A 26,494-nucleotide genomic window follows, 5' to 3' on the forward strand; every position below is an offset into this window, starting at 1 on the left:
GCGCCTCGGCCGAGAACGTCCGTCCTCACCGTGAACGCTCGCCGAACCCCGTACGGTTCCGCCACAGCTCGTCCTGCACACCGAGGCGCTCGCGCAGCCGGGTGGTGCGCGGCAGCTTGGCCCGCTGCTCGCGGGAGACCCGGTCGAGTTCCTCCAGCAGGCGGCGGGTGCGGTGCTCGGTGTCCAGTTCGTCGATGATCCGGTTCGCCTCGGTGAGCACGGCACCCAGCAGCTGCCAGTTCTCCCAGTTCCCGGCGACCTCTTCCCGCAGCAGCACGGCCAGCCGGTCCCGGGTGCCGGCGGCCGTGTGCAGCTCGGCCGTCAGCCGGGCCTCCGCCGACTCGGCGTCCTCGCTGAGATGGGTGGTGACCAGCACCGCGAAGCTGACCACCGCGTCGCCCATCTCGGACAGCAACTGCTCCACGGTCGCCCCGATCCGCGGCGGGAACAGCTCCTCGGACCCGCGGGCCTTCGCCAGGTCCGTGAAGGAACGGGCCAGCACCCGCAGGACCACCGTGCAGATCTCCAGCGTGTCGAGACCGGTGCGCAGCACCACCCGGTGCAGCAGACCCTCCTTGACGCGCGGGTTGAGCCGCAGGCTGTCCTCGGCCTGCCGCAGCGACGCGTCCACGTGGGCGATGTGCTGGTCCAGCCGCCGGGCCTCGTGCAGCCGCTCGGCCGCCCGCTGCCAGGGGATCCCGCCGGCCGCCTCCTCGCCCATGCGCAGCATCAACTGCCGCAGCCGGCGCGCCAGGTCCTCGATCGAGCGGCCCGCCTCGTCCACCCACACCGGGGGCGGCAGCAGCAGGTTGCAGGCCGTGCCGACGACCGCGCCGATCAGCGTCTCCACGATGCGCGCCCACGCGGTGAACCCGATCGTGGTGACGCCGAGCACGAGCATGGCGCTGATCGCCACCTCGGCCACGTACTCCTCGACCCGCACCAGATGTCCGACGGCCAGCGCGGCCACGATCAGCAGCGCGAGGCTCCACCAGGTCAGGCCCACCAGCACGCTGAAGGCGATGGCGACCAGCACCCCGGCCACCACGGCGTTCACCCGGCGGATGCCGTTGGTGAGGGTGGCGTAGAAGGTCACCTGGACCACCAGCAGCGCGGTCAGGGGTGCGGTGAGGGGGGCCGGCTCGGGGCTCAGCCGCAGGGCGATGACATAGGCGATCGTCGCCGCAGTCGCCGAGCGCAGCGTCTGGACGACCACCGGCTCCCGGCGGCGCTCCACCAGGCGCAGCAGTCCCCGGCGCCACTTCGGTACGTCGTGCATCCCTTGGCCTGTTCCCGTTCCCCGGACGCCTCGAACGCCCCCGGTCGGGGGCCGCGCCCCGGCGGGCGGGCCAGGTCAGGCGTACAGCTTGTCGAGGAAGGCGTGCAGGTGGCCCCGGGCGCGGGCGATCTGCTCCGCCACGCTCAGGCTCTCCTCGATCCGGATGCCGGACTCCGGCACCTTCCTGCCCCGCACGTACAGGGAACACGCCAGGTCGGTGCACATGTACAGGCCGACCGAGTTGCCCTCGCGGCCCGCCGGTCCCGCCTTGCGCGCGGTCATCAGCGTCACCCCGCCGCGCGGATGCGTCGTCAGGCACACCGAGCACATGCTGCGGTGCAGGAACCCGCGCTGCGCGGCCTGGAAGCGCAGGGCGACACCCACGAGCCGGCCGTCCCGCTCGGCGACCACATAGCTGCGGTCGGGCGCGCCCGGATCCCGCCAGCCGAGGAAGTCCAGGTCGTCCCACGGACGTTCGTCGAGGTCGCGCGGGACCGCCAGCCGCTTGGCCTCCCCCTTCGAGCAGTTGACGAAGGAGGTGCGGATGTCCTGCTCGGTGAGCGATTTCATGGGGGAGTCCTTCTGGGTGCGCAGGCGACGGTCAGCCTCAGCCTAGGAGGCCTAGGTTTTCGACTAGCTTATGTAGCCAAAAGGGGAGTGGCCAATGGATTTCTCCGGATCTCCGCCGGAGCACCCATCCTCCTCGCGGCGCTCGCCAGGGACGGCGCCTACCACTCGCAGTACGTCACCGGCACCAGCGACGGCGGGCTCACCGCGCACCCGGGCGGCGAGCGCACACGCTGGGGAGAGCCGGATCTTCGGGGGTGCGTACGACGACGCGCCCGCGGCGGAGCGCCCGCTGTACGGCGCCCTGAACTTCCGTCGGCAGGTGGTCGGCGAGGCTCCCCGCTTCGGCTCCTCGCACCTGAGGCTCACCGGCGCGGTCCTGCGGCGCGCCACCTTCTGCTACCCCGACAGCGCGGCCGAGCCCACCGGCTTCGGGATGGCCGCCGCGATGCCGCTGATCGCGCTCGCCGAGCGGGACGAGCAGGACCCGCTCAACGACTACGTCGAGAGCCATGTGCACACCGGTGTGCTCCTGGACACCGACGTCGAGGCCCTCGCCCTCGACGCGGGCTACCGGGGCACCGAGGTCGAGACAGCGGCGGCCCGGCGCCTGCCCTTCCCCGTCGAACGGCACCCCGGCTACCGGCTCACCGTCACGGCGCTGCGCCGCCACGCCGGCTACCGGGGGCCGCGGTACGCCGACCTCGGCGCCCGGATCGCCGAGCGCGGACTGCTCACCCCGCGTGTCCTCGGCGACGCGGCCCGCACCGGCCGCCACGAACTCCAGCACCTGACGATGGTCTGGCACACCCTGGCCCGCTTCGGCGCGCCGGAGGGCGCGGGCACGGCCCGGGTGCCCGCGGCGCGGGCGCGCCCTACTCCGTCCGCGCCGCCCCGCTCCGCGCCCGGGGCGGCCACACCCCCGGCCTGAGGACGCCCGACGCGTAGGCGCGGGCGACCAGTTCGGTACGGTTCGCCGCGTTCCAGCGGGCCGACAGCCGGCGCAGGTGGTAGGTGACGCCGTCCTTGCTGAGGCCCAGTTCGCGGGCGGCCTCGGCCGTGCTCGCGCCGCCCGCCAGCAGGGCCAGTACCCGCCCCTCCACCGGGGTGACCGGGGCCGGTTCCGGCTCGGGCGGCGCGCACTCGCCCTGGACCCGGAGCATCACCAGCAGGGCCGGGGTCTCGTCCACGGTGTCGCTCACCGGGTCCGCCGTCAGCTCCCCGAACCGCTCCGCCCCGCCGGGCGCGCGCCAGCGCACCGACACCTGGTAGCGCGAGCGGTGCCGCAGCCGCAGCGCCTGGGCGATCCGCTCCACCTGCCCGGCCTCCTGCGGCCGGAACAGCTCCAGCACGTCCCGGCCGCGCAGCCGCCCCGGGGTCGTACCGCACTCCGCCGCCATCGCGGGATTCGCCAGCACCACCTGGCCGTACACGTCGCACACCGCGACCGGCACCGACACCCGGTCGAAGACCAGCAGGGCCCGGTTGCGCCAGACCACCGCGTCGGCCCGCCCCAGGTCCATGTCCACCTCCCGATGCGCCGAGCCGTCCCTCGGTCCGTGCTCGTCGATCGCCGCTCGTCGGTCCCCGCACATCCAAGACGAGAATCCAGGCCAGCGGCAAACCGCACGCCTTGCGCGGGCCGGCGCAAGCCCCGCGGCCGAGTTTTGACTGCGCGATCGTGTAGTGCCACGGCGCTGGCACGTGCCACCGGTCGCCCACGCTGGATCCAGTGCTCCGTTACCGCGAGTACTCCGTTACGGCGAAAGGCAGTTGTCGCGTCATGCCCCCCACCGCACCGCACCCCGACCCGGCCGCGGCCCTGCCCGGCGTCCCCGTCGTCGACATCACCGCCACCGGTCCCGGCCGCACCCCGATCCAGCAGGTCATGGAGCTGATGCGCGCCCACGGCCCGGTGCTGGTGCGCCGGCTGCACGGCCGCGACGTGATGTTCGTCGCCGACGCCGACCTCGTCGCGGACCTCGCCGACGAGGACCGGTTCGCCAAGCACATCGGTCCTGCCCTGGAGAACGTGCGCGAGTTCGCCGCCGACGGCCTGTTCACGGCGTACAACGACGAGCCCAACTGGGCCAAGGCGCACGACATCCTGATGCCCGCCTTCGCGCTCGGGTCGATGCGCACCTACCACCCGGTCATGCTCAAGGTGGCCCGCCGGCTCATCGACTCCTGGGACCGCGCGGCCCAGGGCGGCCAGGCCGTGAACGTGCCCGACGACATGACCCGCATGACGCTCGACACCATCGGACTGGCCGGGTTCGACTACGACTTCGGCTCCTTCGAGCGGGCAGAGCCGCACCCCTTCGTGGAGTCGATGGTCCGCTGCCTGGAGTGGAGCATGACCCGCCTGGCCCGCACTCCCGGCCAGGACCACTCCGCCGCCGACGCCGCCTTCCGCCGCGACGCCGACTATCTCGCCCAGGTCGTGGACGACGTCATCGCCTCCCGCGCCGGCACCGACCAGAGCGGCGCCGAGGACCTGCTCGGCCTGATGCTGAGCGCCCCGCACCCCGCCGACGGCACCACCCTGGACCCGGCCAACATCCGCAACCAGGTCATCACCTTCCTCATCGCCGGACACGAGACGACCTCCGGCGCGATGTCCTTCGCCCTGTACTACCTGGCCAAGCACCCGGCCGTGCTCCGTCTGGTGCAGCGCGAGGCCGACGCGCTGTGGGGCGACGACGCCGACCCCGAGCCGACGTACGACGAGATAGGCCGGCTCACCTACACCCGCCAGGTCCTCAACGAGGCCCTGCGGCTGTGGCCGACGGCCGCCGCCTTCAGCCGCAGGGCCCGCGAGGACACCCTGCTCGGCGGCCGGATCCCGATGCGCGCCGGACAGGCCGTCACCGTCATGGCCCCGATGCTGCACCGGCAGCCGGTGTGGGGCGACAACCCCGAGCACTTCGACCCCGAGCGGTTCACCGCCGAGGCGGAGGCGGCCCGCCCGGTGCACGCCTTCAAGCCCTTCGGTACCGGAGAACGCGCCTGTATCGGACGGCAGTTCGCGCTGCACGAGGCCACCATGCTGCTCGCCATGCTGGTCCACCGCTACCGGCTGCACGACCACGCCGACTATCGGCTGCACGTCAAGGAGACCCTCACCCTCAAGCCCGAGGGCTTCACCCTCACGCTGACCCCGCGCACCGCCGCCGACCGCGTCCACGCCCCGCTGCCCGGCGCCGCGAGCCCGCAGGAGGACGCCGGCCGGACCCCGGACACGCTCCCGGCCCGCGTCCGCCCCGGCACCGGCGCCCTGTTCCTGCACGGCAGCAACTACGGCACCTGCCGCGCCTTCGCCGCCCAGCTCGCCGACGAGGCCGCCGCCGTCGGCTGCGCCACCGAGGTCGCCGCCCTGGACGCGTACGCCGACGGGCTGCCCACCGACCGGCCCGTCGTCATCACCGCCGCCTCCTACAACGGCCGCCCCACCGACGACGCGACCGCCTTCGCCGCGTGGCTGGACGGCACCCCCGACCTGACCGGCGTCACCTACGCCGTCCTCGGCGTCGGCGACCGCAACTGGGCCGCCACCTACCAGCACGTCCCCACCCGTGTCGACGCCCGACTCGCCGAACTCGGCGCGACGAGGCTGACCGAGCGCGCCGCCGCCGACGCCTCCGGCGATCTCACCGGCGCCGTACGGGAGTTCACCGCCCGGCTGCGCACCGCCCTGCTGACCGGGTACGGCGACCCCGACGCCGCGCCGCGGACCACGGACGAGCCCGCCCCCGCGTACGAGGTCCGCACCCTGGCCGGCGGCCCGCTGGACGCCCTCGCCGAGCGGCACGAGCTGGTCCCGATGACGGTGACCGAGGCCCACGACCTGACCGCGCCCGGCTACCCGCGCACCAAGCGGTTCCTGCGCATCGCCCTGCCCGAGGGCGTCACCTACCGCACCGCCGACCACCTCACCGTGCTCCCCGCCAACGCGCCGGAGCCGGTGGACCGCGCGCTCACCGCGTTCGGCCTCGACGCCGACACCGTCCTGGACATCCGGGCCACCCGCCCTCGCCGCGACGGTCTCGCCGTCGACCGCCCGCTGACGGTACGCCAACTCCTCACGCACCACGTGGAGTTGCAGGAGCACCCGACGGCCCGGCAGCGGTCCCTGCTCGCCGAGGCCAACCCCTGCCCGCCCGAGCGGGCCGCCCTCGCCGCGCTCGGCGACGACGACCCGCGCACCCTGCTGGAACTCGCCGAGGACCACCCCGCGCTGCGCGGCGCCCTCGGCTGGCCGCTCCTGCTCGACCTGCTGACCCCGCTCAAGCCGCGCCACTACTCGGTGTCCTCCTCCCCGGCGTCCGACCCGCACCACGTCGACCTCATGGTCTCCGTGCTCGACGCCCCCGCCCGCTCGGGCCGCGGCCGCTACCGGGGCACCGGCTCCGGCCATCTGGCCGCCCTGAAGCCCGGCGACACCGTGTACGCCCGGGTCCAGCCCTGCCGCGAGGTCTTCCGGATCGACGGCTCGGCGCCGGTCGTCATGATCGCCGCCGGTACCGGTCTCGCCCCGTTCCGCGGAGCCGTCGCCGAGCGTGCCGCGGCCCGCGCCGCGGGCGCCGAACTCCCGCCCGCTCTGCTGTACTTCGGCTGCGACGCCCCCGACGCCGACTACCTGCACGCGGACGAGCTGACCGCCGCCGAGGCCGCCGGCGCCGTCTCACTGCGCCCTGCCTTCAGCGCGGCGCCCGAGAACGGCGCCCTGTTCGTCCAGCACCGTATCGCCGCCGAGGCCGACGAGGTCTGGGACCTGCTCGACGCGGGCGCCCGGGTCTACGTCTGCGGCGACGGTTCCCGCATGGCCCCCGGCGTACGCGAGGCGTTCCGTACCCTGTACCGGGAACGCTCCCACGACGCCGACGGGTCCGCGGCCGACGACTGGCTGAACTCGCTGGTGGCGGACGGGCGTTACGTCGAGGACGTGTACGCGGCGGGCTGAGCCGCGGGGGAGGGGCACGCGGTGGGGGACGCAGGAGCGGGCAACTTCCCGGCGGCGAACTCACCGGTGGCGAATCCGCCGGCCACTGAATCGCCGGCGGACCCGGCGACGACCGGGTCTGTGGTGGCCCGTTCGGTGGCGCAGGATCCGGTGGCGACCGGGTCTGCGCCGGCCGATTTGATGGCGCAGGGTTCGGTGGTGACCGGGTGTGTGGTGGCCGGATCGGTGGGGGTGGATCGGGTGGTGGCGGATGCGGCGGCGGCCGGTGTCCGGGCGATCGGCCGGGTGGTGACTGATCCGGTGGTGCCCGGCGTTGCGGCGACCGGCGAGGCGGCGACGGAACGTCCTGGACGACGCCCGCCGCTACGGCGCCGAACTGCCGCTCCCCGCCGACGAGGTGGCGAAGGCGCTGGCGGCCGGGTACGACGCCCTGGACGAGGTCACCGTCGCGCGTCCGGTCCACTTCGACCTGTGGCCGGGCAACACCTCGTCCATCGCACCCCCGACGGGCCCCGTGTCGGCGGGCTCATCGACGGCGAGCGCATGTTCTGGGGTGACCCGATCGCCGACTTCGTCTCCCTCGCGCTGCTCGACGACATCGAGCGGGACGGGGACTTCCTGGCCGGCTACCGGGCGGCCGGCGGCCGGGCCGACCTCGGCCGCCCGGAGCGCATCCGGCTCGCCCTGTACCGCGCCTATCTGTACCTGATCATGCTCGTGGAGACCGTTCCGCGGCAGGTCGGGGAGGCCGATGCCCGCCAGGTGCGGGAGACGGTCTCGCCGCACCTCGTGGCCGCGCTGGACGAGATCACGCGGCCCACGGGACACGCACAGCGGAACCCCTCTTAGCTCATAGCGTGAACTAAGACGGTGGGAAAGTCGCGTTCCGGCCGCCCGAAGGGGTATGTTGCAGGTCGGGAAGGGTTTGTGAAGGGAGCGGCATGGCGGGGCGGAACGGGCGCACGGTACGCGACCTCAGGCGGGGCAACCGCACGGCCGTATTGCAGAAGCTGTACTTCGACGGCCCGCTCAGCCGGTTCGAGCTGGGCCCCGCGACGGGCCTGAGCTCCGGCTCGGTGAGCAACGTCGTCGCGGATCTGGTCGCCGACGGCCTGGTCGAGGAGGCGGGCAGCGTCGACTCCGACGGCGGCAGGCCGCGCACCCTGCTGCGCGTCAGTCCGCGCAGCGGACAGATGATCGGCGTCGACGTCGGCGAGACCCGGGTCCGGGTCGAGCTGTTCGACCTGGCCCTGACCGAACTCGCGCGCACGGAACGCCCGTTGACGCCGCAGGGCTACGACGTCGAGGTGATCGCCGGCCACATCCGCGACGGCATCGCCGAAGTCCTCGGTGCCGAACAGGCCGTTGCCGAGCGGCTGCTCGGCGTCGGTGTCGGCGTCCCCGGCATCGTCGAGCACACCCCGGACCGGGGCGCCGTCGTGCACGGCCAGACCATCGGCTGGGACGCCGTACCGCTGGAGCGGCTGCTCCGCTCCGCCTCCCGACTCCCGGACGAGATCCCGTACTTCATCGACAACGGCGCCAAGACCCTGGGCCAGGCCGAGATGTGGTTCGGCGCCGGACGCGGGGCCCGCAACGCCGTCGTCGTGCTCTTCGGCTCCGGCGTCGGCGCCTGCCTGGTCACCCCGGAGGTGGAGCACGGGCGCGCCGTCGAGTGGGGGCATCTGACGGTCCGGGTGCGCGGGCGCCGCTGCCGGTGCGGTGCGCCCGGCTGCCTGGAGGCCTACGCGGGCGCCGAGTCGCTGCTCGCCCGCTGGCGCGAGGAGGGCGGCCGGCCGCCCGAGCGCGCCGACGAGGAGACCGCGCTCGCCGCGATGCTCGTCGCCGCCTACCCGCCCGAGGGTACCGCGCCCGACCCGGTGGCCCTCGCCGTCCTGGAGGAGACCGCCGAGTACCTCGGCGCGGGCCTGTCCGACCTGATCAACCTCTTCCAGCCCGAGCGGATCATCGTCGGCGGCTGGGCCGGGCTCCAGCTGGGCACCCGGTTCCTGCCCGCCGTACGCCGGCACGCGGCGACGTACGCACTGCGCCACCCGGCCGACCGGGTCACCATCGACCTCGGCCGGCTCGGCCCCGACGCGGTCACCGTCGGCGCCGCGATCCTCCCCCTGGCCGACTTCTTCGCGAGCGGCGGCCGCCGTCCCGAACCCCTCGCCGAGGACCGCCTGCCGGCCTGGCGAGCCGCCCTGCGCGAACGCGCACCGCGCTGAGTGGCGCCGCGGCCCGGCCAAGAGGGATGACGTCGCGGGTAATCGACCCGTGCGCGGGATCCGGGGAGCATCGGTGTTGTCAGGGCGACCGAGCAGCGTCGCACCTGGTCCCGACCGCCCCACACCCTGCGGAGGCACCCCATGCCGTACTTCGAGAGCCCCGTCGACGGAACCCGGCTGCACTACACCGACCACGGCCCCGCGACCGGCCCCGTCGCCGTCTTCGTCGCCAGCGCCTACCTCGGCCACGAGATGTGGGAGTACCAGACCCTGCCGCTCGCGGAGGCCGGATTCCGCTGCGTGGCCCTGGACCGGCGCGGCCACGGACGCTCCGACGACACCTGGTCCGGTTACGACCTCGACACCCTCGCCGACGACCTGCACGGCCTGCTCGACCACCTCGACCTCGGCGAGGTCACCCTGGTCGGGCACTCCGTCGGCACCGCCGAGGTGGTCCGCTGCGTGACCCGGCACGGCACCGCTCGCGTGCACCGGGTCGCCCTCGTCGCCGGCGTCTGCCCCGGGATCGTCCGCTGCCCGAACCTCCCCGAGGGCGTCGATCCCGCGGACATCCGCGCCGACGAGGAGCTGTTCCGGCGCGACCGGCCCGCCTACTACACGCTCCTCGCGGACGACTTCTTCGCCGTCCGCTTCCCCGGCAACGACGTCTCGCCGGCCTACGTCCGCCATCTGATCGACCTCTGCCTGACCGCCGGGCCGCGCGCCTCGACCGCGGTCCGGGCGGTGGTCGCCGGCCTGGACATCGCCGACGAGCTGCCCGGCCTCGACCTCCCGGTGCTGGTCGTGCACGGCACCCACGACGCCTCCGCGCCCCTGGCCCTCACCGGCGAGCGTGCGGCCCGGCTGGTGCCGGACGGCACCCTGAAGGTGTACGAACGGGCCGGCCACGGCCTGTTCGCCACCCACGCGGACCGGCTCACGGCCGACCTGCGGGAATTCATCGAGGCGGGGGCCGTGCGGCAGACAGCCGAACTCGCCGGGGCGGGCTCCGGCGCACGGTGACGCGGGTCACGTACGGCTCCGGAACACCCGGGGATGGTTGCCCGTTGAATCACATGTGGGTGCGGGCGAGGCCTTCGCCGGGAGGCGACCGTCCTCCGTGCCCACCGCCAGACCGCCCCGGTCGTGATTCCCCCGTCGCGACCGGGGCTTTCCACGTCGCTCACGCCCGCGCCGGGACCCGGCCCTCACGGGTCCAGGCCAGCAGTTCCCCGGCCGACCAGGTGGTGACCACCCGTTCGGCCCGCACCCCGCACTCCTCGGCCCGGGCGCAGCCGAGGATCTGCCAGTCCAGCTGGCCCGGAGCGTGCGCGTCGGTGTCGACCGAGAACAGCACCCCCGCCGCCACGGCCCGGCGCAGCAGCCGCCGCGGCGGGTCCAGCCGCTCGGGCCGGCTGTTGATCTCCACGGCCGTACCGGACTCGGCACAGGCGGCGAACACCGTGTCCGCGTCGAACTCCGACTCCGGCCGTCCCCGCCCCGTGATCAGGCGCCCGGTGCAGTGTCCGAGCACGTCCGCGTGCGGATTGCGTACGGCGGCCACCATCCGCCGGGTCATCGAGCGGGCGTCCATCCGCAGCTTGGAGTGCACGGACACCACGACCACGTCCAGCATCCGCAGCAGCTCCGGCTCCTGGTCCAGGGAGCCGTCCTCCAGGATGTCGCACTCGATGCCGGTGAGCAGCCGGAACGGCGCCCAGCGCGCGTTCAGCATCGCCACCACGTCCAACTGCTCGCGCAGCCGCTGCGGCGACAGGCCCCGGGCCACGGTCAGCCGGGGAGAGTGGTCGGTCAGCGCCGTCCATTCATGGCCGAGCGCGGCCGCCGTCCGCCCCATCTCCTCGACCGGGCTGCCGCCGTCGGACCAGTCCGAGTGGGTGTGGCAGTCCCCCCGGATCAGCGCCCGCAGCCCGGCCCCGGCGCCCTCCGCGGGCACGCCGCCCCCGCCCTCGGCCTCCAGCCCGCGCAGATACCCGGGCACCTGGCCGGCCAGCGCCTCCCGCACCACCTGCGCGGTCTTCGGCCCGATCCCCTTGAGCGCCTCCAGCGTCCCCGCCGCCGCACGCTCGGCGACCTCGCCCTCGGGCAGCGCGGCCAGCGTCCGGGCGGCCGTACGGAAGGCCTTCACCCGATAGGTGGGTGCCAGTGACCGCTCCAGGAGGAAGGCGATGCGTTCGAGCGCGGCGACGGGTTGCACGCAACCAAGGCTGCCTCAGGCGCGCCGAGGAGGCGCGGGGAGCGGCGCGACCGACCGCATGCGGTCCGCGCGGTCGGAAACGCTCCGAATCACCCCGAACCCGGATGCGTTCTACGCTGATGTGCATGACCGAACAAGCAGCTCCCCACATCTCCCATCCGCGGGTCCTGGTGCTCGGGGTGTGCCCGGGCAAGCCGGGCGAGCCGCCCTTCCGGATCATGGAGATCGACGGTCAGGTGATCGGTGCGGTCCGCAACGTCACCGACGTACTGGAGACCGCCGCGTCGTACGGCATCACCATCCACGACCTGGACGACCCCGACGCGGTCCGCTGGGTCGGCGGGGGCAAGTACACCTGGTCGCTGCACTGAGCCCGGCACCGCTCAGCCGTTGCCCGTCGTCACCGACACCGAGTCCACCACCAGTTGCTGCGGGAACCGGGTGGAGCCGTCGGGGTCGCCGGGCCAGTAGCCGCCGACGGCGAGGTTCAGGATCAGGAAGAAGGGTTTGTCGTCGAACACCCATGTCCTGCCGCCCAGGTCGGCGGGCGTGCGCCGCTCGTAGACGGTCCCGTCCACCGACCAGGTGATCGAGCCGGGCGCCCAGTCCACGGCGAAGGTGTGGAAGGCGTCCGCGAAGGCCTGGCCGTTCGGCAGGGTGTAGCCGGCTCCGATGCCGCCGGAGCCCGAGTAGCCGGGGCCGTGGATGGTGCCGTGCACGGTCGAGGGCTCGAAGCCGACGTTCTCCATCACGTCGATCTCGCCCGAGTCCGGCCAGTTGACCGGCGTGCCGAGCATCCAGAAGGCCGGCCACATGCCCTGCCCGCGCGGGATCTTCATGCGCGCCTCGACGTGCCCGTACCGGGCGTCGAACTTCCCGGCCGTGTTCAGCCGGGCCGAGGTGTACTGGCAGGTGCCGTACCAGCACTGGTAGCCGGCCGGGTTCTCCTTGCGGGCCGTGATCACCAGATGCCCCTGGCCGTCCAGAGCCGCGTTGTTCGTCCCGGACGTGTAGTACTCCCGCTCGTGGTTGTTGACGTTGTCGCCGGTCTCCAGCGTCCACTTCGAGGAGTCGACCGCGGCGCCCGCGGGCCCGTCGAAGGTGTCGGAGAAGGTGTTGACGGCTGCCGCCCGCGGAGCGGCGGTCTGGGCCCGTGCCGGTCCGACGGCGGCGGTGCCGACCAGGGCGGCGGACAGGGCGGCGAAGAGGCAACTGCGGAGCAGGCGTGGGGAAGCCATGACTCTCCGTTCACTGTGGGGGGGGCGAGTCGCCTCTTGATTTAAGGGGTGAGATAAGAGGTCGTCAACACTCTGGTCCGTACCTATTCCTGACGATACGTCAGATGAAAATGCGTTACTTCGCTGGTAAGGGGTTCGCTTGACCGGCGTAATTGCGATGTCATGCGGTTAAAGAATTACCCTTGGGGCGGTGAGAGTTTCCTTGAAATGGGGCCGCATCGTCGCTGCGGGCACACGGCGTGCCGAAGACTGCTGCGCATGGCCACGAACGTCCTCGACGCAACCGTCCCCACCGGCGCCGATCGCCGCCCGCCCTGGCGATCACCACAGGGCGATCCCCTGTACGCACGCCCTGTGCTGCTGGTTCTCGTCGTACTCGCCGCCGTGCTCTACGCCTGGGGCATCGACCGCAGCGAGTACCACACGTTCTACGCGAGTGCCGCCCGCAGCATGACGGAGAGCTGGAAGGCGTTCTTCTACGGCTCTTTCGATCCCGGTAATTCCATCACTCTCGACAAATTGCCGGGATTCCTGTGGCCGCAGGCGCTGTCCGCGCGGCTCTTCGGATTCCATCCGTGGTCGCTGACCCTGCCCCAGGTCCTGGAGGGCGTGGCGAGCCTGCTGGTGCTCCACCGCATCGTGCGCCGCTGGGCCGGGGTGCACGCGGCGCTGATCGCCGGCGCGGTGTTCCTGGTGACCCCCGTCGCGGTCGGGCTGTTCCGCACCTCGGTCGAGGATCCCATGTTCACGCTGTGTGTGCTGCTCGCGGCGGAGGCCACCCAGCGGGCCGCTCTCGCCGGCCGGCTGCGCCCGCTGATCATGGCCGGCGTCTGGGTCGGCGTCGGCTTCCAGGCCAAGATGCTGGAGGCGTGGGCCGTGCTGCCCGCGCTCGCCCTGGTCTACCTGATCTCGGCGCCGCTCACAGTGCGCCGGCGGCTGGCCCACCTCGGCATCTCCGCCGCGGTGATGACGGCCGTGTCGGCGTCCTGGATGCTCGCCGTCACCCTCACCCCGGCCAAGGACCGGCCTTATGTGGACGGCACCACGAACAACTCCGCGTTCAGCATGGTGGTCGGCTACAACTTCCTCACCCGCTTCTCCTCGCTCGGCATCAGCGCGGCCTCGACGGGCAGCGTCACCTCGACCCAGGGCGGCGGAGGCGGCCACGCCCGCACCGGGCAGGGCCCCGGCCAGGCGACGGGATTCGGGGCCGGACCGGGATCCGGCCGGGTGGCGGGCACGGGCGCCGCGGGTACCGACTCCGGCGGCGTGGGCGCGTACGGCGGTGCCGGCGCGTTCGGCGGGGACGTCGCCCGCACCGGTCACCGTGCGCACAGCGGTGACCGCGCGTTCGGCGGTGCCGGTGCCCTCGGCGCGGGCGGTGCGCAGGGCACCGGCGCGGCTGCCGCGCGGACCGGTGGCGGCGGCGGTTTCGGCGGCGACCAGAACGGCTGGTCGAAGATGTTCGGCACGTCGCTCGCCTCCCAGACCGGCTGGTTCTACCCGATCGCCGCCATTGCCGCGGTGTGCGGACTGCTGTGGTCCCGGGGGCGGCCGCGCACCGACCGGCTGCGCGCCGGGTACGTCCTGTGGAGCACCTGGCTCGCCCTGTACTTCCTGGTCTTCAGCGCCGGCAGCGTCGCCGGGCACACCTACTACATGGGCGTGATCGCCGTACCGCTCGCCGCGCTCACCGGGGCCGGGACCGTGCTGATGTGGCGCGCCTACCGGGCCGGCGGGCCCCGCGCCTGGGCGCTGCCGGGCGCGGTGGCGGCGACGGCGGCCTGGGCCGCCTATCTCGCCGGGCAGTTCACGTCCTTCGCGGCATGGCTGGCGCCCACCGTGGGCGTGCTCGCCGTCGCCGGCCTGGTGCTGCTCTTCCTGGCCCGGCCGGGCGGGCGGGGCGCCGGCGGCCGGCTCGCGCTCGGCGGGCTCGCCGCCGCGCTGGCCGCCCTCCTCATCGCCCCCAGCGCCTGGGCGGTGCAGGTCTTCGCCCCGTCGTACCGCACCAACACCATGGGCGCGGTCGGCCCGTCCGCCTCCGGGCGCGGCTTCGGCACGACGCGGTCCGGGACCGGACGGCTCGGGCAGACGGCCTGGGCCGGCGCCGGCGCCTTCGGGCGGGCGAGCCGGGGCAGCACGCGCGGCATGACCGGGACCGGAGCCGCCGGCGGCATGGGCGGCATGGGCGGATTCGGCGGCCCCTCAGGGAGCGGCGCGCTGACCGCGGCGCAGCAGCGGCTGCTCGACTACACCCGCGCCCACCAGGGCTCCGCTGCCTATGTGTTCGCCACCACCAGCTGGAGCACGGCATCGCCGTACATCCTGGCGGACGGCGCCCACGTCCTGTCCATCGGCGGCTTCAGCGGCCGGGTGCCGTTCCCGACCGAGGGCCGGTTCCAGCAGCTCGTCGACAGCGGCGAGCTGCGGTACGTGGTGCTCGGCGGCGGACGCGGCATGGGCGGCATGTTCGGGGGCGCCGCGCAGCCCGGCACCGGTGCGAAGACGGCCGCCGGTACCGCTGAGGGGGCCACGGCGGCCACGGGACAGACGGCCGTCACGCAGATCACCGCCTGGGTCCAGGCCACCTGCACCAAGGTCCCGGCCTCGGCCTACGGCGGCACGGACGCTGCCGCCGCACCGCCGTCCCCGGCGGGGCGCATCGGGGCGGCGGCCACCGCACAGACGCTCTACCTGTGCGGACGGGGCCAGTAGCATGAGCCCGGCAGCTGGTGCCGATCATGCGAGGAGCGGATCGTGCGGGACATCTCGGTCTTCAGCGGCAGCGCGCATCCCGAACTGGCCCGGGAGGTCTGCGCCCACCTCGGAGTGCCGCTCAGCCCGACCCGGGTCAGCCGGTTCGCCAACGACTGCCTGGAGGTGCAGCTTCAGGCCAACTGCCGGGAGCGGGACGTCTTCCTGATCCAGCCGCTCGTCCGGCCGGTGCAGGAGCACCTGGTGGAGCTGCTGCTGATGTGCGACGCCGCCCGGGGCGCCTCGGCGGCCCGGATCACGGTCGTCATGCCGCACTACTCCTACGCCCGCTCCGACAAGAAGGACGCGCCGCGCATCTCACTGGGCGGGCGCCTGGTCGCCGACCTGCTGGTCGCGGCCGGCGCCCGCCGGGTGCTCGCCATGACCCTGCACGCCCCGCAGGTGCACGGCTTCTTCTCGGTGCCGGTGGACCATCTGCACGCGCTGCGCGAACTGGCCGCGCACTTCAGGCAGTACGACCTGACGCGCACCACGGTCGTCTCGCCGGACCTCGGCAACGCCAAGCAGGCCGCCGCCTTCGCCCGGCTGATCGGGGCGCAGGTGGCGGCCGGCGCCAAACAGCGCTACGCCGACGACCGGGTGAGCATCAGCTCCGTCATCGGCGACGTCACCGGCCGCGATGTCATCGTGCTGGACGACGAGATCGCCAAGGGCAGCACCGTACTCGAACTCCTCGACAAGCTCCGTGAGTCGGGGCCCCGTTCGATCCGGGTGGCGTGCACGCACGGGGTGTTCGCGGGCGGCGCCGCCAAGCGGCTGAGCGAGCAGCCGGACGTCCTGGAGATCGTCTGCACCAACACCGTGCCGGTGCCGGAGGACGAACACACCGGGAAACTCCGGGTGTTGTCCATCGCCCCGGCCCTGGCCGAGGCGGTACGGCGCATCCACAACGGCGAGTCGGTGAGCGCCCTGTTCGAGCACGCGTAGCGGCCCTGGAAGGGATCGGCGGCAGGTGACGGTCACAGCGAGCCGGACGCGGCTCCGGGCCGGGCCAGGGCCGCGTCCAGGCTCGGATGCGCGGGCAGCAGCAGGGACAGCCCGGTGGCCTCCAGGACGCGCAGGACCAGTGGCTGCGCGCACACCAGGTACAACTGCCCGCCGCCGTCCAGTACCCGGGTGCGGGCCCGGTGCAGCAACCGCAGCCCCGAGCAGTCGAAGAACTCCACCGGGCCCAGGTCGATCACGAGCCGGGCGCCGGGCCGGCCGGTGAACCGGTCCAGCAGCGGACCGATCTCCGTCGCCGAGACGAGGTCGATCTCGCCCCGCAGCTCCAGCACCGTGTGCGCCCGGTGCTCGTAGACCCGCAGATGGCGGTGGAAGGGTGCGCGCTCGTCCCGCACGACCGTCTCACCTCCCGCCCGCGCCCGGCCGTTCCGGGTCGGTCCCCGACCGTCAAGTTACCCTCCGCGGAAGGAATTTGAGCATGTTCGATTGACATATGTCGACGGTTTTCGACGCCTGTCGATCGGATGTCCGATGAACGCCGGGTGCGCGTGCTCAGTCGGCCAGCAGCACCAGCTTCCCCGTCGTCCGGCCGGTCTCGCCCAGGGCGTGCGCCTTCGCCGCGTCGGCCAGCGGGAACGTCCCGGCGATCGTCGCCGTCAGCTTCCCGGACACGGCCAGCCCGGCGATGGCCTCCATCCCGGCGCGGTCGGCGTCCACCAGCATGCGCACGGCCCGTACGCCGAGCCGCTCGGCCTCGTCGTAGAGCTCCCGGGAGCCCACGGGCAGGATCGACACGAGGACACCGCCGGGCCGCAGCGTCCGCAGCGAGGTGACGGAGGTGTCCCCGCCGAGGGTGTCCAGGACGACGCCGACGTCCCGCACGGTCTCGCCGACGTCGGTCGTCCGGTAGTCGATCGGTTCGTCCACGCCGATCTCCCGCAGGAAGTCGTGCTTGCCCGCGCTCGCCGTCCCGATCACGTACGCGCCCCGCGCCTTGGCGATCTGCACGGCCACGTGCCCGACCCCGCCGGCCGCCGCGTGGATCAGCACGCGCTGCCCGGGCCGGACGTCCGCGTGCTCGGTCAGCGCCTGCCAGGCGGTCAGCGACACCAGCGGCAGCGCGCCCGCCTGCACATGGTCGAGGGAGGCCGGCTTGCGGGTGAGGGCACGCACCGGCGCGAGGACGTACTCGGCGTGCGAGCCGGCGCCGTAGGGATAGGGCAGCATGCCGAAGACCTCGTCGCCCGGCGCGAAGGCGGCCACGCCGATCCCGGTCTCGGCGACCTCGCCGGACACGTCCCAGCCCAGCACGAACGGCGGCTCGCCCAGGAAGACGCCGAGGGCCCGGTGCTTCCAGTCGGTGGGGTTGACCCCCGCGGCCCGCACCCGGACCAGCACCTGGTTCGGTCCCGGCTTCGGCCGCTCCAGCTCCACTTCCCGCAGCACCTCGGGACCGCCGAGGACGTCCTGGCTGATGGCTCGCATCGTGTTCACATCGCTCATGGTCACCCAGCCTGCCCGGGTTCGCGCGGCCGGGAAATGGCATGACAGTCACCTTTCGATAGGATTCTGCCATGGCTGATGTACCGCTGCGCGCCCGGCGCCCCGAGCGGGTGGCTGTCCTCGCCCTGGACGGCGTCTACCCCTTCGAGCTGGGCATCCCCAGCCGGATCCTCGGCGCGGCCGACGGCCGCTACGAGGTGCTGACCTGCTCGGTCGACGGCCGGCCGGTGCGCAGCAGCGCCGACTTCACGATCGGCGTCCAGCACGGCCCCGAGATCCTGGACACGGCGGACACGGTGGTCGTCACCTCGATGCCCCCGGCTTATATCCCCGACGAACTGCCCGCCGAGGTCACCGCCGCCCTCGCCCGCATCCGCCCGGACGCCCGGATCGTCTCGATCTGCACGGCCGCGTTCGTCCTCGCCGAGGCCGGCCTGCTCGACGGCCGCAGCGCCACCACGCACTGGCACATGACGGAGACGTTCCGGCGCCGCTTCCCGCAGGTCGACCTCGACCCGGACGTCCTCTTCGTCGCCGACGGGCGCATTCTCACCTCGGCCGGCGCCGCCGCCGGGGTCGACGTCTGCCTCCACATGGTGCGCACCGACCACGGCAGCGAGCTCGCCAACTTCGTCGCCCGCTGCTGTGTCGTCCCGCCGTTCCGGGACGGCGGCCAGGCCCAATACATCGAGCAGCCCGTCCCGCAGAGCGGCGCGGCGAGCACGGCCGGGACCCGCCTGTGGGCCCTGGAGCGCCTCGGCGAGCCGCTCACCCTGCCCGACCTCGCCGGCCACGCCCGGATGAGCCTGCGCACCTTCGCCCGCCGCTTCCACGACGAGGTCGGCCTCAGCCCCGGCCGCTGGCTGATCCAGCAACGCGTCGCCCGCGCCCGCCATCTCCTGGAGTCCAGCGACCTGCCGGTGGACCGGATCGCCGCCGAGGTCGGCTTCGCCACCGGCGCCTCGCTGCGCCAGCACCTGCACGCGGCGATCGGGGTGTCCCCGCAGGCCTACCGCAGGACGTTCCAGCAGGCCCGCTGAATCACGGCGCGGCGTACACCAGGTCCCCGCCCACATAGGTGAGCGCCACGGCCGCCTCGGCGATCGCCTCCGGCGGCCCGGCGAACGGATCCCGGTCGAGCACCACCAGGTCGGCGAGCGCCCCGACGGCCACCCGGCCGGTGTCGTCCAGGTGGTTCACGTACGCCGACCCGGCCGTGTACGCGGTCAGCGCGTCCGTGAGGTCCAGCCGCTGCCCGGGCAGGAACACCGGTCCGCCGCCGCCCGGTTCGACCCGGTTGACCGCGACATGGATGCCCTGGAGCGGATCGGGGCTGCTCACCGGCCAGTCGCTGCCCGCCGCGAGCCGCGCCCCGGACCGCAGCAGCGCCCCGAACGGGTACTGCCAGGCGGCCCGTTCGGCCCCGAGGAAGGGGATCGTCAGCTCGTCCATCTGCGGCTCGTGCGCGGCCCACAGCGGCTGGATGTTCGCGGTGGCGCCGAGCCGGGCGAACCGCGGTACGTCGTCCGGATGCACGACCTGGAGGTGGGCGAGATGCGGCCGGGTGTCGCCCGGCCCGTTCGCGGCCCGCGCCGCCTCGACGGCGTCCAGCGCGTCGCGTACGGCCCGGTCGCCGAGCGCGTGGAAGTGGCACTGGAAGCCGAGGGCGTCCAACTCCGTGACGAACGTGGGCAGTCGATCAGGATCGACGAAGCTCTTGCCCCGGTTGGCCGTCGCGCACCCGCACCGGTCCAGATAGGGGTCGAGCAGCGCGGCCGTACGGTTCTCGGCGACCCCGTCCAGCATCAGCTTCACGGCGGTCGCCCGGAACCGCCCATGGCTCAACTCCCGGCGCTTTGCGACCAGTTCGGGGATCTGTTCGGCGCCGCGCTCCCGGTCCCACCACAGGGCGCCTCGCACCCGCGCCGTGAGGGAACCGTCCCGGGCCGCGGCGAGATACGCCCCGGCCGGGTCGTCCATGCCGAGGAAGTCGCCGACCAGCGCGTCCTGCCACGCGGTGATGCCGAGCGCGTGCAGATGCGACTGGGCGTGCAGCAGCGCGGCCAGCCGGTCGGCCGGGGTCGCGGGCGGAGCCAGCCGGCCGACCAGCTGCATCGCCCCCTCCTGGAGGGTGCCGCTCGGCTCGCCGGAGGCGTCCCGCTCGATCCGTCCGTCGGCCGGGTCGGGGGTGTCCCGGCCGATGCCGGCCAGCTGGAGCGCCCGGCTGTTGACCCAGGCGCCGTGATGGTCCCGGTTGGGCAGGTACACCGGCCGGTCCGGTACGACCGCGTCGAGCAGTTCCCTGGCCGGCGTACCGCCCGCGAACGCCTCCATCGACCAGCCCCCGCCGAGGATCCACGTCCGCTCGGGGCGGGCCTCGGCGTAGGCGCGCACGGCGGCCACGGACTCCTCGGCCGTCCTCGCCCCCGTCAGGTCGCACTGGCTCAGCTCCAGCCCGGCCGGCACCGGATGGACGTGCGCGTCCTGGAAGCCGGGCAGCAGCAGGCGTCCGGCGAGGTCCACCACCTCGGTGCGCGGCCCGGCGAGCGCGCGCACCTCGTCGTGCCCGACGGCGGTGATCCGGTCACCGGTGACGGCCACGGCGCTCGCCGTGCGGCCCGTCGGGGTGAACACGGGGCCGCCGGTGAAGAGAAGATCAGCGTGCATGATGCCTTTCCCTGAAATCACGTGCTCGACAGGTCAGTTGGTGGTGGGGGAGGAGGGGAGCAGCTCGGGTGCGTCGGCGTCGGTGCCCGCGCCCGTGCGGAAGTACGGCGATCTGCGCGCCCACTTGGCCCACGCGGCCACCCCGAACCCGGAGGCGATCATCGCCACCGGCATCAGCAGCAGGAACCAGCCGTTGTCCGCGCGCAGTTCCAGATGGTCGGCCGAGCGGTAGAAGGACCAGCCGAGATACCCGCCGAGCCCCAGCAGCGCGAGCGCGCTCAGCGCGGGCAGCACCACTGCGCGCAGGCCCAGCCGCCAGTCCCTTCGCAGCGCGGCGCGGAAGCGCACGGCGGCGGCGAGCGCGGTCAGCGCGTACGACAGCGCGACCACGATCCCGACCGCGTTCACCGTCGCGTCGATCATGTCGGCGAGGCGCGGGATCACCAGGGCGAGCAGCGCCACCGCCACCGACAGCCCCCCGATCAGCAGCGTCCCGGCCGCCGGCGTGCCGTACCGGCGGCTGACCCGGGACCACACCGGCCCGAGCGTACGGTCCCGGCTCATCGCGAACATCCCCCGGGCCGTCGGGATGACGCCCGCCTGGAGCGAGGCCACGGCCGAGAACATCAGCGCCACGAGCGGCAGCGCGGCCAGCGGCTGCTGGGCCAGCCGGTCCCCGAAGTACGCCAGCCCCTCGGCGCCGTGCCCGGCCAACTCCCGCTCCGAAAGCACCCGTTGGAAGGCGATCGAGCCGAGCAGGAACAACCCGAGCATGGTCACCAGGGTGATCGTCCCGGCCCGGGAGGCGTCCCGCGGGTCGCGCACCTCCTCGTTGACGGTGAACGCGGCCTCGAACCCCCAGTAGCAGAACACCGACAGCAGCATCCCCTGGGCCAGGGCGGACGCCGAGGGGATCGCGAAGGGGTCGAACCAGGAGAGCCGGAACGGGTGCGGGCCCACGGCGATGCCGTATCCGCAAAAGCCCAGCAGCACGGCGTACTCGAAGACGAGCAGCCCCGTCTGCAGCCGGGCCGCCGTACGCACGCCCGTCACGGCCGTCAGCGTGACCGCGACCAGCACCACGATGCCGACCGCCGTCGTCTGCGCCGTCGACCCCGCATCGAGCGCGAGCGAGCCGATCCGGTGCACTCCCGCCTCCCCGGCCAGCTGGAGCAGCGCCGAGCCGGTGACCGCCGTGGTGTAGGCGAGGAACGCCACGCTCGCCGCGCAGTTGACCCAGCCGACCATGAAGCCGAGCCAGGGGCTGAGCGAACGGCCCACCCACACATAGCCGTTGCCCGCGTTCGGCTCCACCCGGTTGAGCCGGGAGTAGGCCCCGGCGATGCCGAGGACCGGCAGGAACGCCAGCAGCATGATGGCCGGCAGGTGCAGGCCGACCACCCCGGCCGTCACCCCGAGACCGATGCCGATGCTCGTGGTCGCGGCCGTACTGGAGGCGGCGACGGCGATGCCGTCCAGCACGCCCAGGGACTTGCGCAGCTCGGGCTGCGCGGGGGGATCCACACCGAGGGGGGTATCGCTCATCGCCGGCTCTCCGCTCGCACCGGGGGGCCTGGTCGGCCCCGGTGACCGCAGATGAAACCGCCGGTGCACTTCACAGGTCAACGGTGTTGTCATAAGGTGCCGGGCACGTCCGGGGGAGGGCCTCCGGGATCCGAGGGAGGGCTTTGATGAGCGAACGGGTCGTCCCGCCCGCCGCGCGGCAGCGCCGGCGCCCCACCAAACAGGGCGTCGTCCTGTCCGCGGAGCTGATCGTCGAGACCGCGCTGCGGCTGATCGAGGAGCACGGCTCCGATGCGCTGTCCGTGCGCCGCCTGGGCCGGGCCCTCGGCGCCGATCCCAGTTCCCTGTACCGGTACTTCCGGCACACCGACGACCTGATGCTGGCCGTCGCCGACGAGCTGATCGGCCGCTCCATGCGCTCCTGGCGGCCGACCGGCGACTGGCTGGCCGACCTGCGCGACCTGGGCCTGCGCATGCACGCCGGCGCCCTCGCGCACCCCCGTGCGGCGGTGCTCAGCGCCCACCGGGTCACCGGCCGCGCGCAGGAGATCCAGGCCGTGGAGACCATCCTCGGGGTGCTGCGGCGGGCCGGGTTCCCGGACCGGGAGGCGGTGCGGATCTACCACGCCTTCGTCGACCAGGCCCTCGCCTTCGGCGCCCTGGACTCCGCGGGCACCGCCCTGCCCCGGGCCGCCCGCGAGGCCGAGGCGGAGGTGTGGCGCGAGACCTACGGCCGGCTGCCCGCCGCCACCCACCCGCACATCGCGGCCACGTCCCGCCACCTCGTGGCCACCATGCGGGCCAGTTCCTACCCGGCCGCCCTCGATCTGTTCCTGACGGCCGCGCGGACACGCCTCGACCACGTCCGTGCGGACGGGGCGGGCTGACGGTCACACTGGACGGGATCCGTATCCCGAGGAGGCCGTACGCGATGACCCCACCGCCCGCCCGCACCACCGCGGAGCGCACGAAGGACACCCTGCACCGGCTGGAACACGACGTCGACGCCTGGGTGGCCACCGCCGGCCCCGACGCCGGCGCTCCCCATCTCGTGCCGCTGTCCTTCGTGTGGGACGGCGCCACGCTGCTGCTCGCCACCCCGGCCGAAAGCCCCACCGGCCGCAATCTCGCCGCGACGGGCCGCACCCGCCTCGGCCTCGGCTCCACCCGGGACGTCGTCGTCATCGAGGGCACCGTCCAGACGGTGCCCCCGGAGGACCTCCCGGAGGAGGACGCGGAGGTCTTCGCCGGCAAGACCGGCTTCGACCCCCGCCAACTCGCCACCCGCTACCTGTACTTCAAAGTCCTCCCGCGACGCGTCCAGGCCTGGCGCGAGGAGAACGAACTGGAGGGCAGGGAGCTGATGAGAGACGGTGCGTGGCTCAGTGCCCCGTAGCGGCGCGGGGCCGCACAGACATGCGGCCCCGCCGCGACGGGGGAACGCGGCGGGGCCTTGATGCACGACTGCCCACCCCGATACGGGGTCACACCTCCCCGGCGCAGATTTTTCTAAATTCCGCCGGTTCCCGGCGCGTCATCAGCTCCCGTCGACGGGCTCCAGAACGAAGACCGGGATCTCCCGCGAGGTCTTCTCCTGGTACTCGGCGTACGGCGGGTACGCGGCCACGGCCCGCTCCCACCACAGCGCCTTCTCCCCGCCGGTGACCTCACGCGCCCGCATGTCCCGCTTGGCCGGGCCGTCCTGGAGTTCGACGTGCGGATCGGACGTGACGTTGAAGTACCAGACCGGGTGCTTGGGTGCGCCGCCCTGCGAGGCGACCACCGCGTAGGTCCCGTCGTGCTCCACCCGCATCAACGGCGTCTTGCGGAGCTTGCCGCTCTTCGCACCCCGGGTCGTCAGGATGATCACCGGAAGCCCGGTGTCCATGAGCGTCGTCCCTTTCGTCCCGCCGGAGCCCTCGTACAGCTCGACCTGCTCGCGCACCCACCGGGTCGGGCTGGGCTCGTACTCACCCTCAAGAGGCACGGGTTCATCCCCTTCGTCGGTTCAACGGCTGTCTGCCACCGCGCACAACACCGGCGGCCGCGCGGATCATCCGCACCGAGGATCCCTTCCCCCGTACGGCCCGCACCTCACAGGCGATCGAACTCCACATTCCCCGGCGGCACGGTGGTCCCGTCCCGGCCGCGCACCACCGGCGAGGGCGAACCGCGGCGGATCGCCGAGCCGTACGCGGACGGCTGCGGCGGGCGGCCGGACCGGCCGGAGGGCGAGAAGGGCCGCGCCGGCACCCCGTGGATCCTGCGCCTTCGCGTCGTAGGAGAGCCGTACCCTGGAGTCATGACCGGCCATCCGGGTGGATCCGCGACGGCCGGCCGGCGGCCCAGGGCCCCGGAATCCGGCCGGTTGTCCTCTCTCGCACCCCTCATATTCAGCCAGATCCCCCGGTTCACCGAAGTGGCCGAACTTGTCGTGGACCTATAGGTGCCTCGGGCATCTAATGAAGATCGGTACCACGCACTTCTTCGTCTGCGAGGTCTACTCATGACGGAACTGACGGACATGACCGGCCCGGCGACCCCGGCCGACCCCGTCGCCTTCCCGCAGGACCGCACCTGTCCCTACCACCCGCCCACCGGATACGCGCCACTGCGGGACGGGCGTGCCCTGTCCCGTGTCACCCTCTTCGACGGCCGTGAGGTCTGGGCGGTCACCGGACACGCCGCCGCCCGCGCCCTGCTCGCGGACCCCCGGCTCTCCTCCGACCGCCGCCGCCCCGAGTTCCCCGTGCCCGCGGAGCGCTTCCGGGGCATCCAGGACCGCCGGGTGGCCCTGCTCGGGCTGGACGACCCCGAACACAACCGGCAGCGGCGGATGATGATCCCGGAGTTCACCGTCCGGCGCGCCACCGAGCTGCGGCCCTGGATCCAGCGGGTCGTGGACGGTCTGCTGGACGCGATGATCGCCCAGGGGCCGCCCGCCGATCTCGTCGCGTCCTTCGCGCTGCCCGTGCCGTCGACGGTGATCTGCTATCTGCTCGGCGTGCCGTACGCCGACCACGAGTTCTTCGAGGAACAGTCCCGCAGACTGCTGCGCGGCCGGACGGCCGACGAGGCCGTGGCCGCCCGCGCCCGCCTGGAGGAGTACATCGGCGGGCTGGTCGACGACAAGGCGAAGGCGGCCGAGCCGGGCGACGGCATCCTCGACGACCTCGTCCACCAGCAGCTGCACGACGGCGTCCTGGAGCGTGCCGACGTCGTCTCCCTGGCCCTGATCCTGCTGGTCGCGGGCCACGAGACCACCGCCAACATGATCTCGCTGGGCACGTTCACCCTGCTCCAGCACCCCGAGCGGCTCGCCGAGCTGCGCGCCGACCCGGCGCTGCTGCCCGCCGCCGTCGAGGAGCTGATGCGGATGCTCTCCATCGCGGAGGGGCTGCAACGGGTGGCGCTGGAGGACATCGAGATCGGTGGCGAGACGATCCGGGCCGGCGAGGGCGTGCTGTTCTCGACCTCGGTGATCAACCGCGACCCGGCCCAGTACGAGGACCCCGACAGCCTGGACTTCCACCGCGGCACCCGTCACCACGTGGCGTTCGGCTTCGGCATCCACCAGTGCCTGGGGCAGAACCTGGCCCGCGCGGAACTGGAGATCGCCCTCGGCACGCTGCTGTCCCGGCTGCCCGGCCTGCGCCTCGCCGTGCCGGCCGAGGAGATCCCCTTCAAGCGCGGCGACACGATCCAGGGGATGCTGGAACTCCCCGTGACCTGGTAAGAGGCTCAGCTCATGCGATTCAAGGTCAGCATCGACACGAACGTCTGCATCGGCGCGGGGCAGTGCGCGCTCGCCGCCCCGAAGGTCTTCTCCCAGGACGACGACGGCTTCAGCACGCTGCTCCCCGGCCACGAGGACGGCACGGACGAGCCGATGGTCAAGGAGGCGGCCCGCGCCTGCCCGGTCTCGGCGATCACGGTGTCGGAGACCACCGGCTGATCCCGTCCGCGCCGGCGGCCGCCACCAGCGCCCGCGCCGCCTCGCGGGCCTCGGCCGCCGGCCGCGCGTCGCCCGTGACACCCGCCGTGACCATGGCCCCCTCGGCCAGCAGGAAGAGGGGGCCGGTGAGCGCGGCGGGCAGCCCGGCCGCGTCCACGAGCGAGGCGAGGTAACCCCGGAAGGCCTCCTTGTGGGCGCGGACCTGCTCGGCCACCGGGGTGGACGCCGTGCCCAGCTCGCCGTACGCGTTGAGCCAGGCGCAGCCGCGGAAGCCGGCCTCGCCGAACCACTCCTGGAGCCAGTCGAACACGGCCGGGATCCGCTCCCGCGGGTCCCGCTGCCGTGCCACGTGCTCGGCCAGGCGCCCGCGCCAGCGCTCGTCCCGCCGGGCCAGATACGCCGTGACGAGCTGCTCCTTGGCCGGGAACAGCTGGTACAGGCGCTTGAGCGACAGCCCCGAGGCGCCCCGCAGTTCGTCCATGCCGACGGCCTGGATGCCGCGGGCGTAGAACAGCTCCTCCGCGGCGTCGAGCGCGCGGTCCCGGGCGACCGCGGTGTCCATGGGTGGCATCGGCGCTCCTTGACTCCCCGACAGGTTCCTTGACGCGAGAACGATCGTTCTCCTACGG

21 protein-coding genes and 3 pseudogenes are annotated in these 26,494 nt (G+C 73.4%); 13 read left to right on the plus strand and 11 right to left on the minus strand.

The annotated features are described in order from the left end of the window. Positions 1–25: 25 nt before the first annotated feature. Together ACZ4MF_RS22100 and ACZ4MF_RS22105 are read right to left on the minus strand one after the other, a co-directional pair. A complete protein-coding gene (locus ACZ4MF_RS22100) occupies positions 26–1,279 on the minus strand; it encodes an FUSC family protein (protein ID WP_467493646.1) in 1,254 nt (417 codons plus the stop codon). Positions 1,280–1,354: 75 nt separating this feature from the next. Continuing rightward, positions 1,355–1,849 (minus strand): FBP domain-containing protein, encoded by a 495-nt coding sequence (locus tag ACZ4MF_RS22105; protein ID WP_356032873.1) that lies wholly within the window; start codon positions 1,847–1,849, stop codon positions 1,355–1,357. 87 nt (positions 1,850–1,936) lie between these two features. Here ACZ4MF_RS22105 and ACZ4MF_RS22110 point away from each other — a divergent pair. Then, positions 1,937–2,777 (plus strand): annotated as a pseudogene (locus ACZ4MF_RS22110) (DUF3626 domain-containing protein). On the opposite strand, the gene ACZ4MF_RS22115 reads toward ACZ4MF_RS22110, so the two are convergent. Next, on the minus strand, positions 2,722–3,369 hold the full coding sequence (locus ACZ4MF_RS22115; protein WP_467493647.1) for a response regulator transcription factor: 648 nt from the start codon (positions 3,367–3,369) through the stop codon (positions 2,722–2,724). The pseudogene ACZ4MF_RS22110 and the gene ACZ4MF_RS22115 sit on opposite strands and share 56 nt — an antisense overlap. Positions 3,370–3,629: 260 nt before the next feature. On the opposite strand from ACZ4MF_RS22115, the gene ACZ4MF_RS22120 reads away from it, so the two are divergent. The 4 genes and pseudogenes from ACZ4MF_RS22120 to ACZ4MF_RS22135 all read left to right on the plus strand — a co-directional run bounded on the left by ACZ4MF_RS22120 (position 3,630) and on the right by ACZ4MF_RS22135 (position 10,063). Continuing rightward, positions 3,630–6,809: a cytochrome P450 gene (locus tag ACZ4MF_RS22120; protein WP_467493648.1), complete on the plus strand. Its 3,180-nt coding sequence runs from the start codon at positions 3,630–3,632 to the stop codon at positions 6,807–6,809. Between the two features lie 343 nt (positions 6,810–7,152). Then, positions 7,153–7,658, plus strand: a pseudogene (locus ACZ4MF_RS22125) (phosphotransferase family protein); the annotation flags it as partial. A gap of 92 nt (positions 7,659–7,750) precedes the next feature. Further along, positions 7,751–9,040, plus strand: a complete 1,290-nt coding sequence (locus tag ACZ4MF_RS22130; RefSeq protein ID WP_467493649.1) for an ROK family transcriptional regulator — start codon at positions 7,751–7,753, stop codon at positions 9,038–9,040. 141 nt (positions 9,041–9,181) lie between these two features. Further along, a complete protein-coding gene (locus ACZ4MF_RS22135) occupies positions 9,182–10,063 on the plus strand; it encodes an alpha/beta fold hydrolase (protein ID WP_467493650.1) in 882 nt (293 codons plus the stop codon). A 160-nt stretch (positions 10,064–10,223) separates the two neighbouring features. On the opposite strand, the gene ACZ4MF_RS22140 is transcribed toward ACZ4MF_RS22135, so the two are convergent. Beyond that, a complete protein-coding gene (locus ACZ4MF_RS22140; RefSeq protein ID WP_467493651.1) occupies positions 10,224–11,258 on the minus strand; it encodes a PHP domain-containing protein in 1,035 nt (344 codons plus the stop codon). 125 nt (positions 11,259–11,383) lie between these two features. On the opposite strand from ACZ4MF_RS22140, the gene ACZ4MF_RS22145 reads away from it, so the two are divergent. Further along, a complete protein-coding gene (locus tag ACZ4MF_RS22145) occupies positions 11,384–11,629 on the plus strand; it encodes a hypothetical protein (protein WP_467493652.1) in 246 nt (81 codons plus the stop codon). An 18-nt stretch (positions 11,630–11,647) separates the two neighbouring features. On the opposite strand, the pseudogene ACZ4MF_RS22150 reads toward ACZ4MF_RS22145, so the two are convergent. Then, positions 11,648–12,496: pseudogene (locus ACZ4MF_RS22150) on the minus strand (glycoside hydrolase family 16 protein); the annotation flags it as partial. A 258-nt stretch (positions 12,497–12,754) separates the two neighbouring features. On the opposite strand from ACZ4MF_RS22150, the gene ACZ4MF_RS22155 reads away from it, so the two are divergent. Both ACZ4MF_RS22155 and ACZ4MF_RS22160 read left to right on the plus strand, forming a co-directional pair. Then, complete coding sequence (locus tag ACZ4MF_RS22155) at positions 12,755–15,211, plus strand: ArnT family glycosyltransferase (RefSeq protein WP_467493653.1); 2,457 nt, start codon at positions 12,755–12,757, stop codon at positions 15,209–15,211. Positions 15,212–15,253: 42 nt separating this feature from the next. After that, positions 15,254–16,198 carry a ribose-phosphate diphosphokinase gene (locus ACZ4MF_RS22160; RefSeq protein WP_467493654.1) on the plus strand — a complete coding sequence of 315 codons (945 nt, stop codon included), beginning with the start codon at positions 15,254–15,256 and terminating at the stop codon, positions 16,196–16,198. 32 nt (positions 16,199–16,230) lie between these two features. On the opposite strand, the gene ACZ4MF_RS22165 is transcribed toward ACZ4MF_RS22160, so the two are convergent. After that, positions 16,231–16,611: an anti-sigma factor antagonist gene (locus ACZ4MF_RS22165; protein ID WP_467493655.1), complete on the minus strand. Its 381-nt coding sequence runs from the start codon at positions 16,609–16,611 to the stop codon at positions 16,231–16,233. Positions 16,612–16,768: 157 nt separating this feature from the next. Next, positions 16,769–17,719 (minus strand): NADP-dependent oxidoreductase, encoded by a 951-nt coding sequence (locus ACZ4MF_RS22170; protein WP_467493656.1) that lies wholly within the window; start codon positions 17,717–17,719, stop codon positions 16,769–16,771. A 71-nt stretch (positions 17,720–17,790) separates the two neighbouring features. On the opposite strand from ACZ4MF_RS22170, the gene ACZ4MF_RS22175 reads away from it, so the two are divergent. After that, positions 17,791–18,759, plus strand: a complete 969-nt coding sequence (locus tag ACZ4MF_RS22175; RefSeq protein ID WP_467493657.1) for a GlxA family transcriptional regulator — start codon at positions 17,791–17,793, stop codon at positions 18,757–18,759. A 1-nt stretch (position 18,760) separates the two neighbouring features. Here the strand turns inward: ACZ4MF_RS22175 and ACZ4MF_RS22180 are convergent, their stop codons facing one another. Both ACZ4MF_RS22180 and ACZ4MF_RS22185 read right to left on the minus strand, forming a co-directional pair. Next, positions 18,761–20,386 (minus strand): amidohydrolase, encoded by a 1,626-nt coding sequence (locus tag ACZ4MF_RS22180; RefSeq protein ID WP_467493658.1) that lies wholly within the window; start codon positions 20,384–20,386, stop codon positions 18,761–18,763. Between the two features lie 33 nt (positions 20,387–20,419). Then, positions 20,420–21,931, minus strand: a complete 1,512-nt coding sequence (locus tag ACZ4MF_RS22185) for an APC family permease (protein WP_467493659.1) — start codon at positions 21,929–21,931, stop codon at positions 20,420–20,422. A gap of 146 nt (positions 21,932–22,077) precedes the next feature. Here ACZ4MF_RS22185 and ACZ4MF_RS22190 point away from each other — a divergent pair, with 146 nt between their 5' ends. Further along, positions 22,078–22,797, plus strand: coding sequence for a TetR/AcrR family transcriptional regulator (locus tag ACZ4MF_RS22190; RefSeq protein WP_467493660.1), 720 nt, complete (start codon positions 22,078–22,080; stop codon positions 22,795–22,797). Between the two features lie 44 nt (positions 22,798–22,841). Then, positions 22,842–23,306: a pyridoxamine 5'-phosphate oxidase family protein gene (locus ACZ4MF_RS22195; RefSeq protein ID WP_467493661.1), complete on the plus strand. Its 465-nt coding sequence runs from the start codon at positions 22,842–22,844 to the stop codon at positions 23,304–23,306. Positions 23,307–23,447: 141 nt separating this feature from the next. On the opposite strand, the gene ACZ4MF_RS22200 is transcribed toward ACZ4MF_RS22195, so the two are convergent. Next, positions 23,448–23,897 carry a nitroreductase family deazaflavin-dependent oxidoreductase gene (locus ACZ4MF_RS22200; RefSeq protein ID WP_467493662.1) on the minus strand — a complete coding sequence of 150 codons (450 nt, stop codon included), beginning with the start codon at positions 23,895–23,897 and terminating at the stop codon, positions 23,448–23,450. A gap of 519 nt (positions 23,898–24,416) precedes the next feature. Between ACZ4MF_RS22200 and ACZ4MF_RS22205 the strand changes: the two genes are divergently transcribed. Together ACZ4MF_RS22205 and ACZ4MF_RS22210 are read left to right on the plus strand one after the other, a co-directional pair. Further along, complete coding sequence (locus tag ACZ4MF_RS22205) at positions 24,417–25,646, plus strand: cytochrome P450 (protein ID WP_467493663.1); 1,230 nt, start codon at positions 24,417–24,419, stop codon at positions 25,644–25,646. Positions 25,647–25,658: 12 nt separating this feature from the next. Further along, positions 25,659–25,865: a ferredoxin gene (locus ACZ4MF_RS22210; RefSeq protein ID WP_467493664.1), complete on the plus strand. Its 207-nt coding sequence runs from the start codon at positions 25,659–25,661 to the stop codon at positions 25,863–25,865. On the opposite strand, the gene ACZ4MF_RS22215 is transcribed toward ACZ4MF_RS22210, so the two are convergent. Then, on the minus strand, positions 25,840–26,427 hold the full coding sequence (locus ACZ4MF_RS22215; protein WP_467493749.1) for a TetR/AcrR family transcriptional regulator: 588 nt from the start codon (positions 26,425–26,427) through the stop codon (positions 25,840–25,842). The genes ACZ4MF_RS22210 and ACZ4MF_RS22215 overlap by 26 nt on opposite strands. Between the last annotated feature and the right edge of the window lie 67 nt (positions 26,428–26,494).

The organism is Streptomyces sp. NPDC025793 (genome assembly GCF_055558375.1).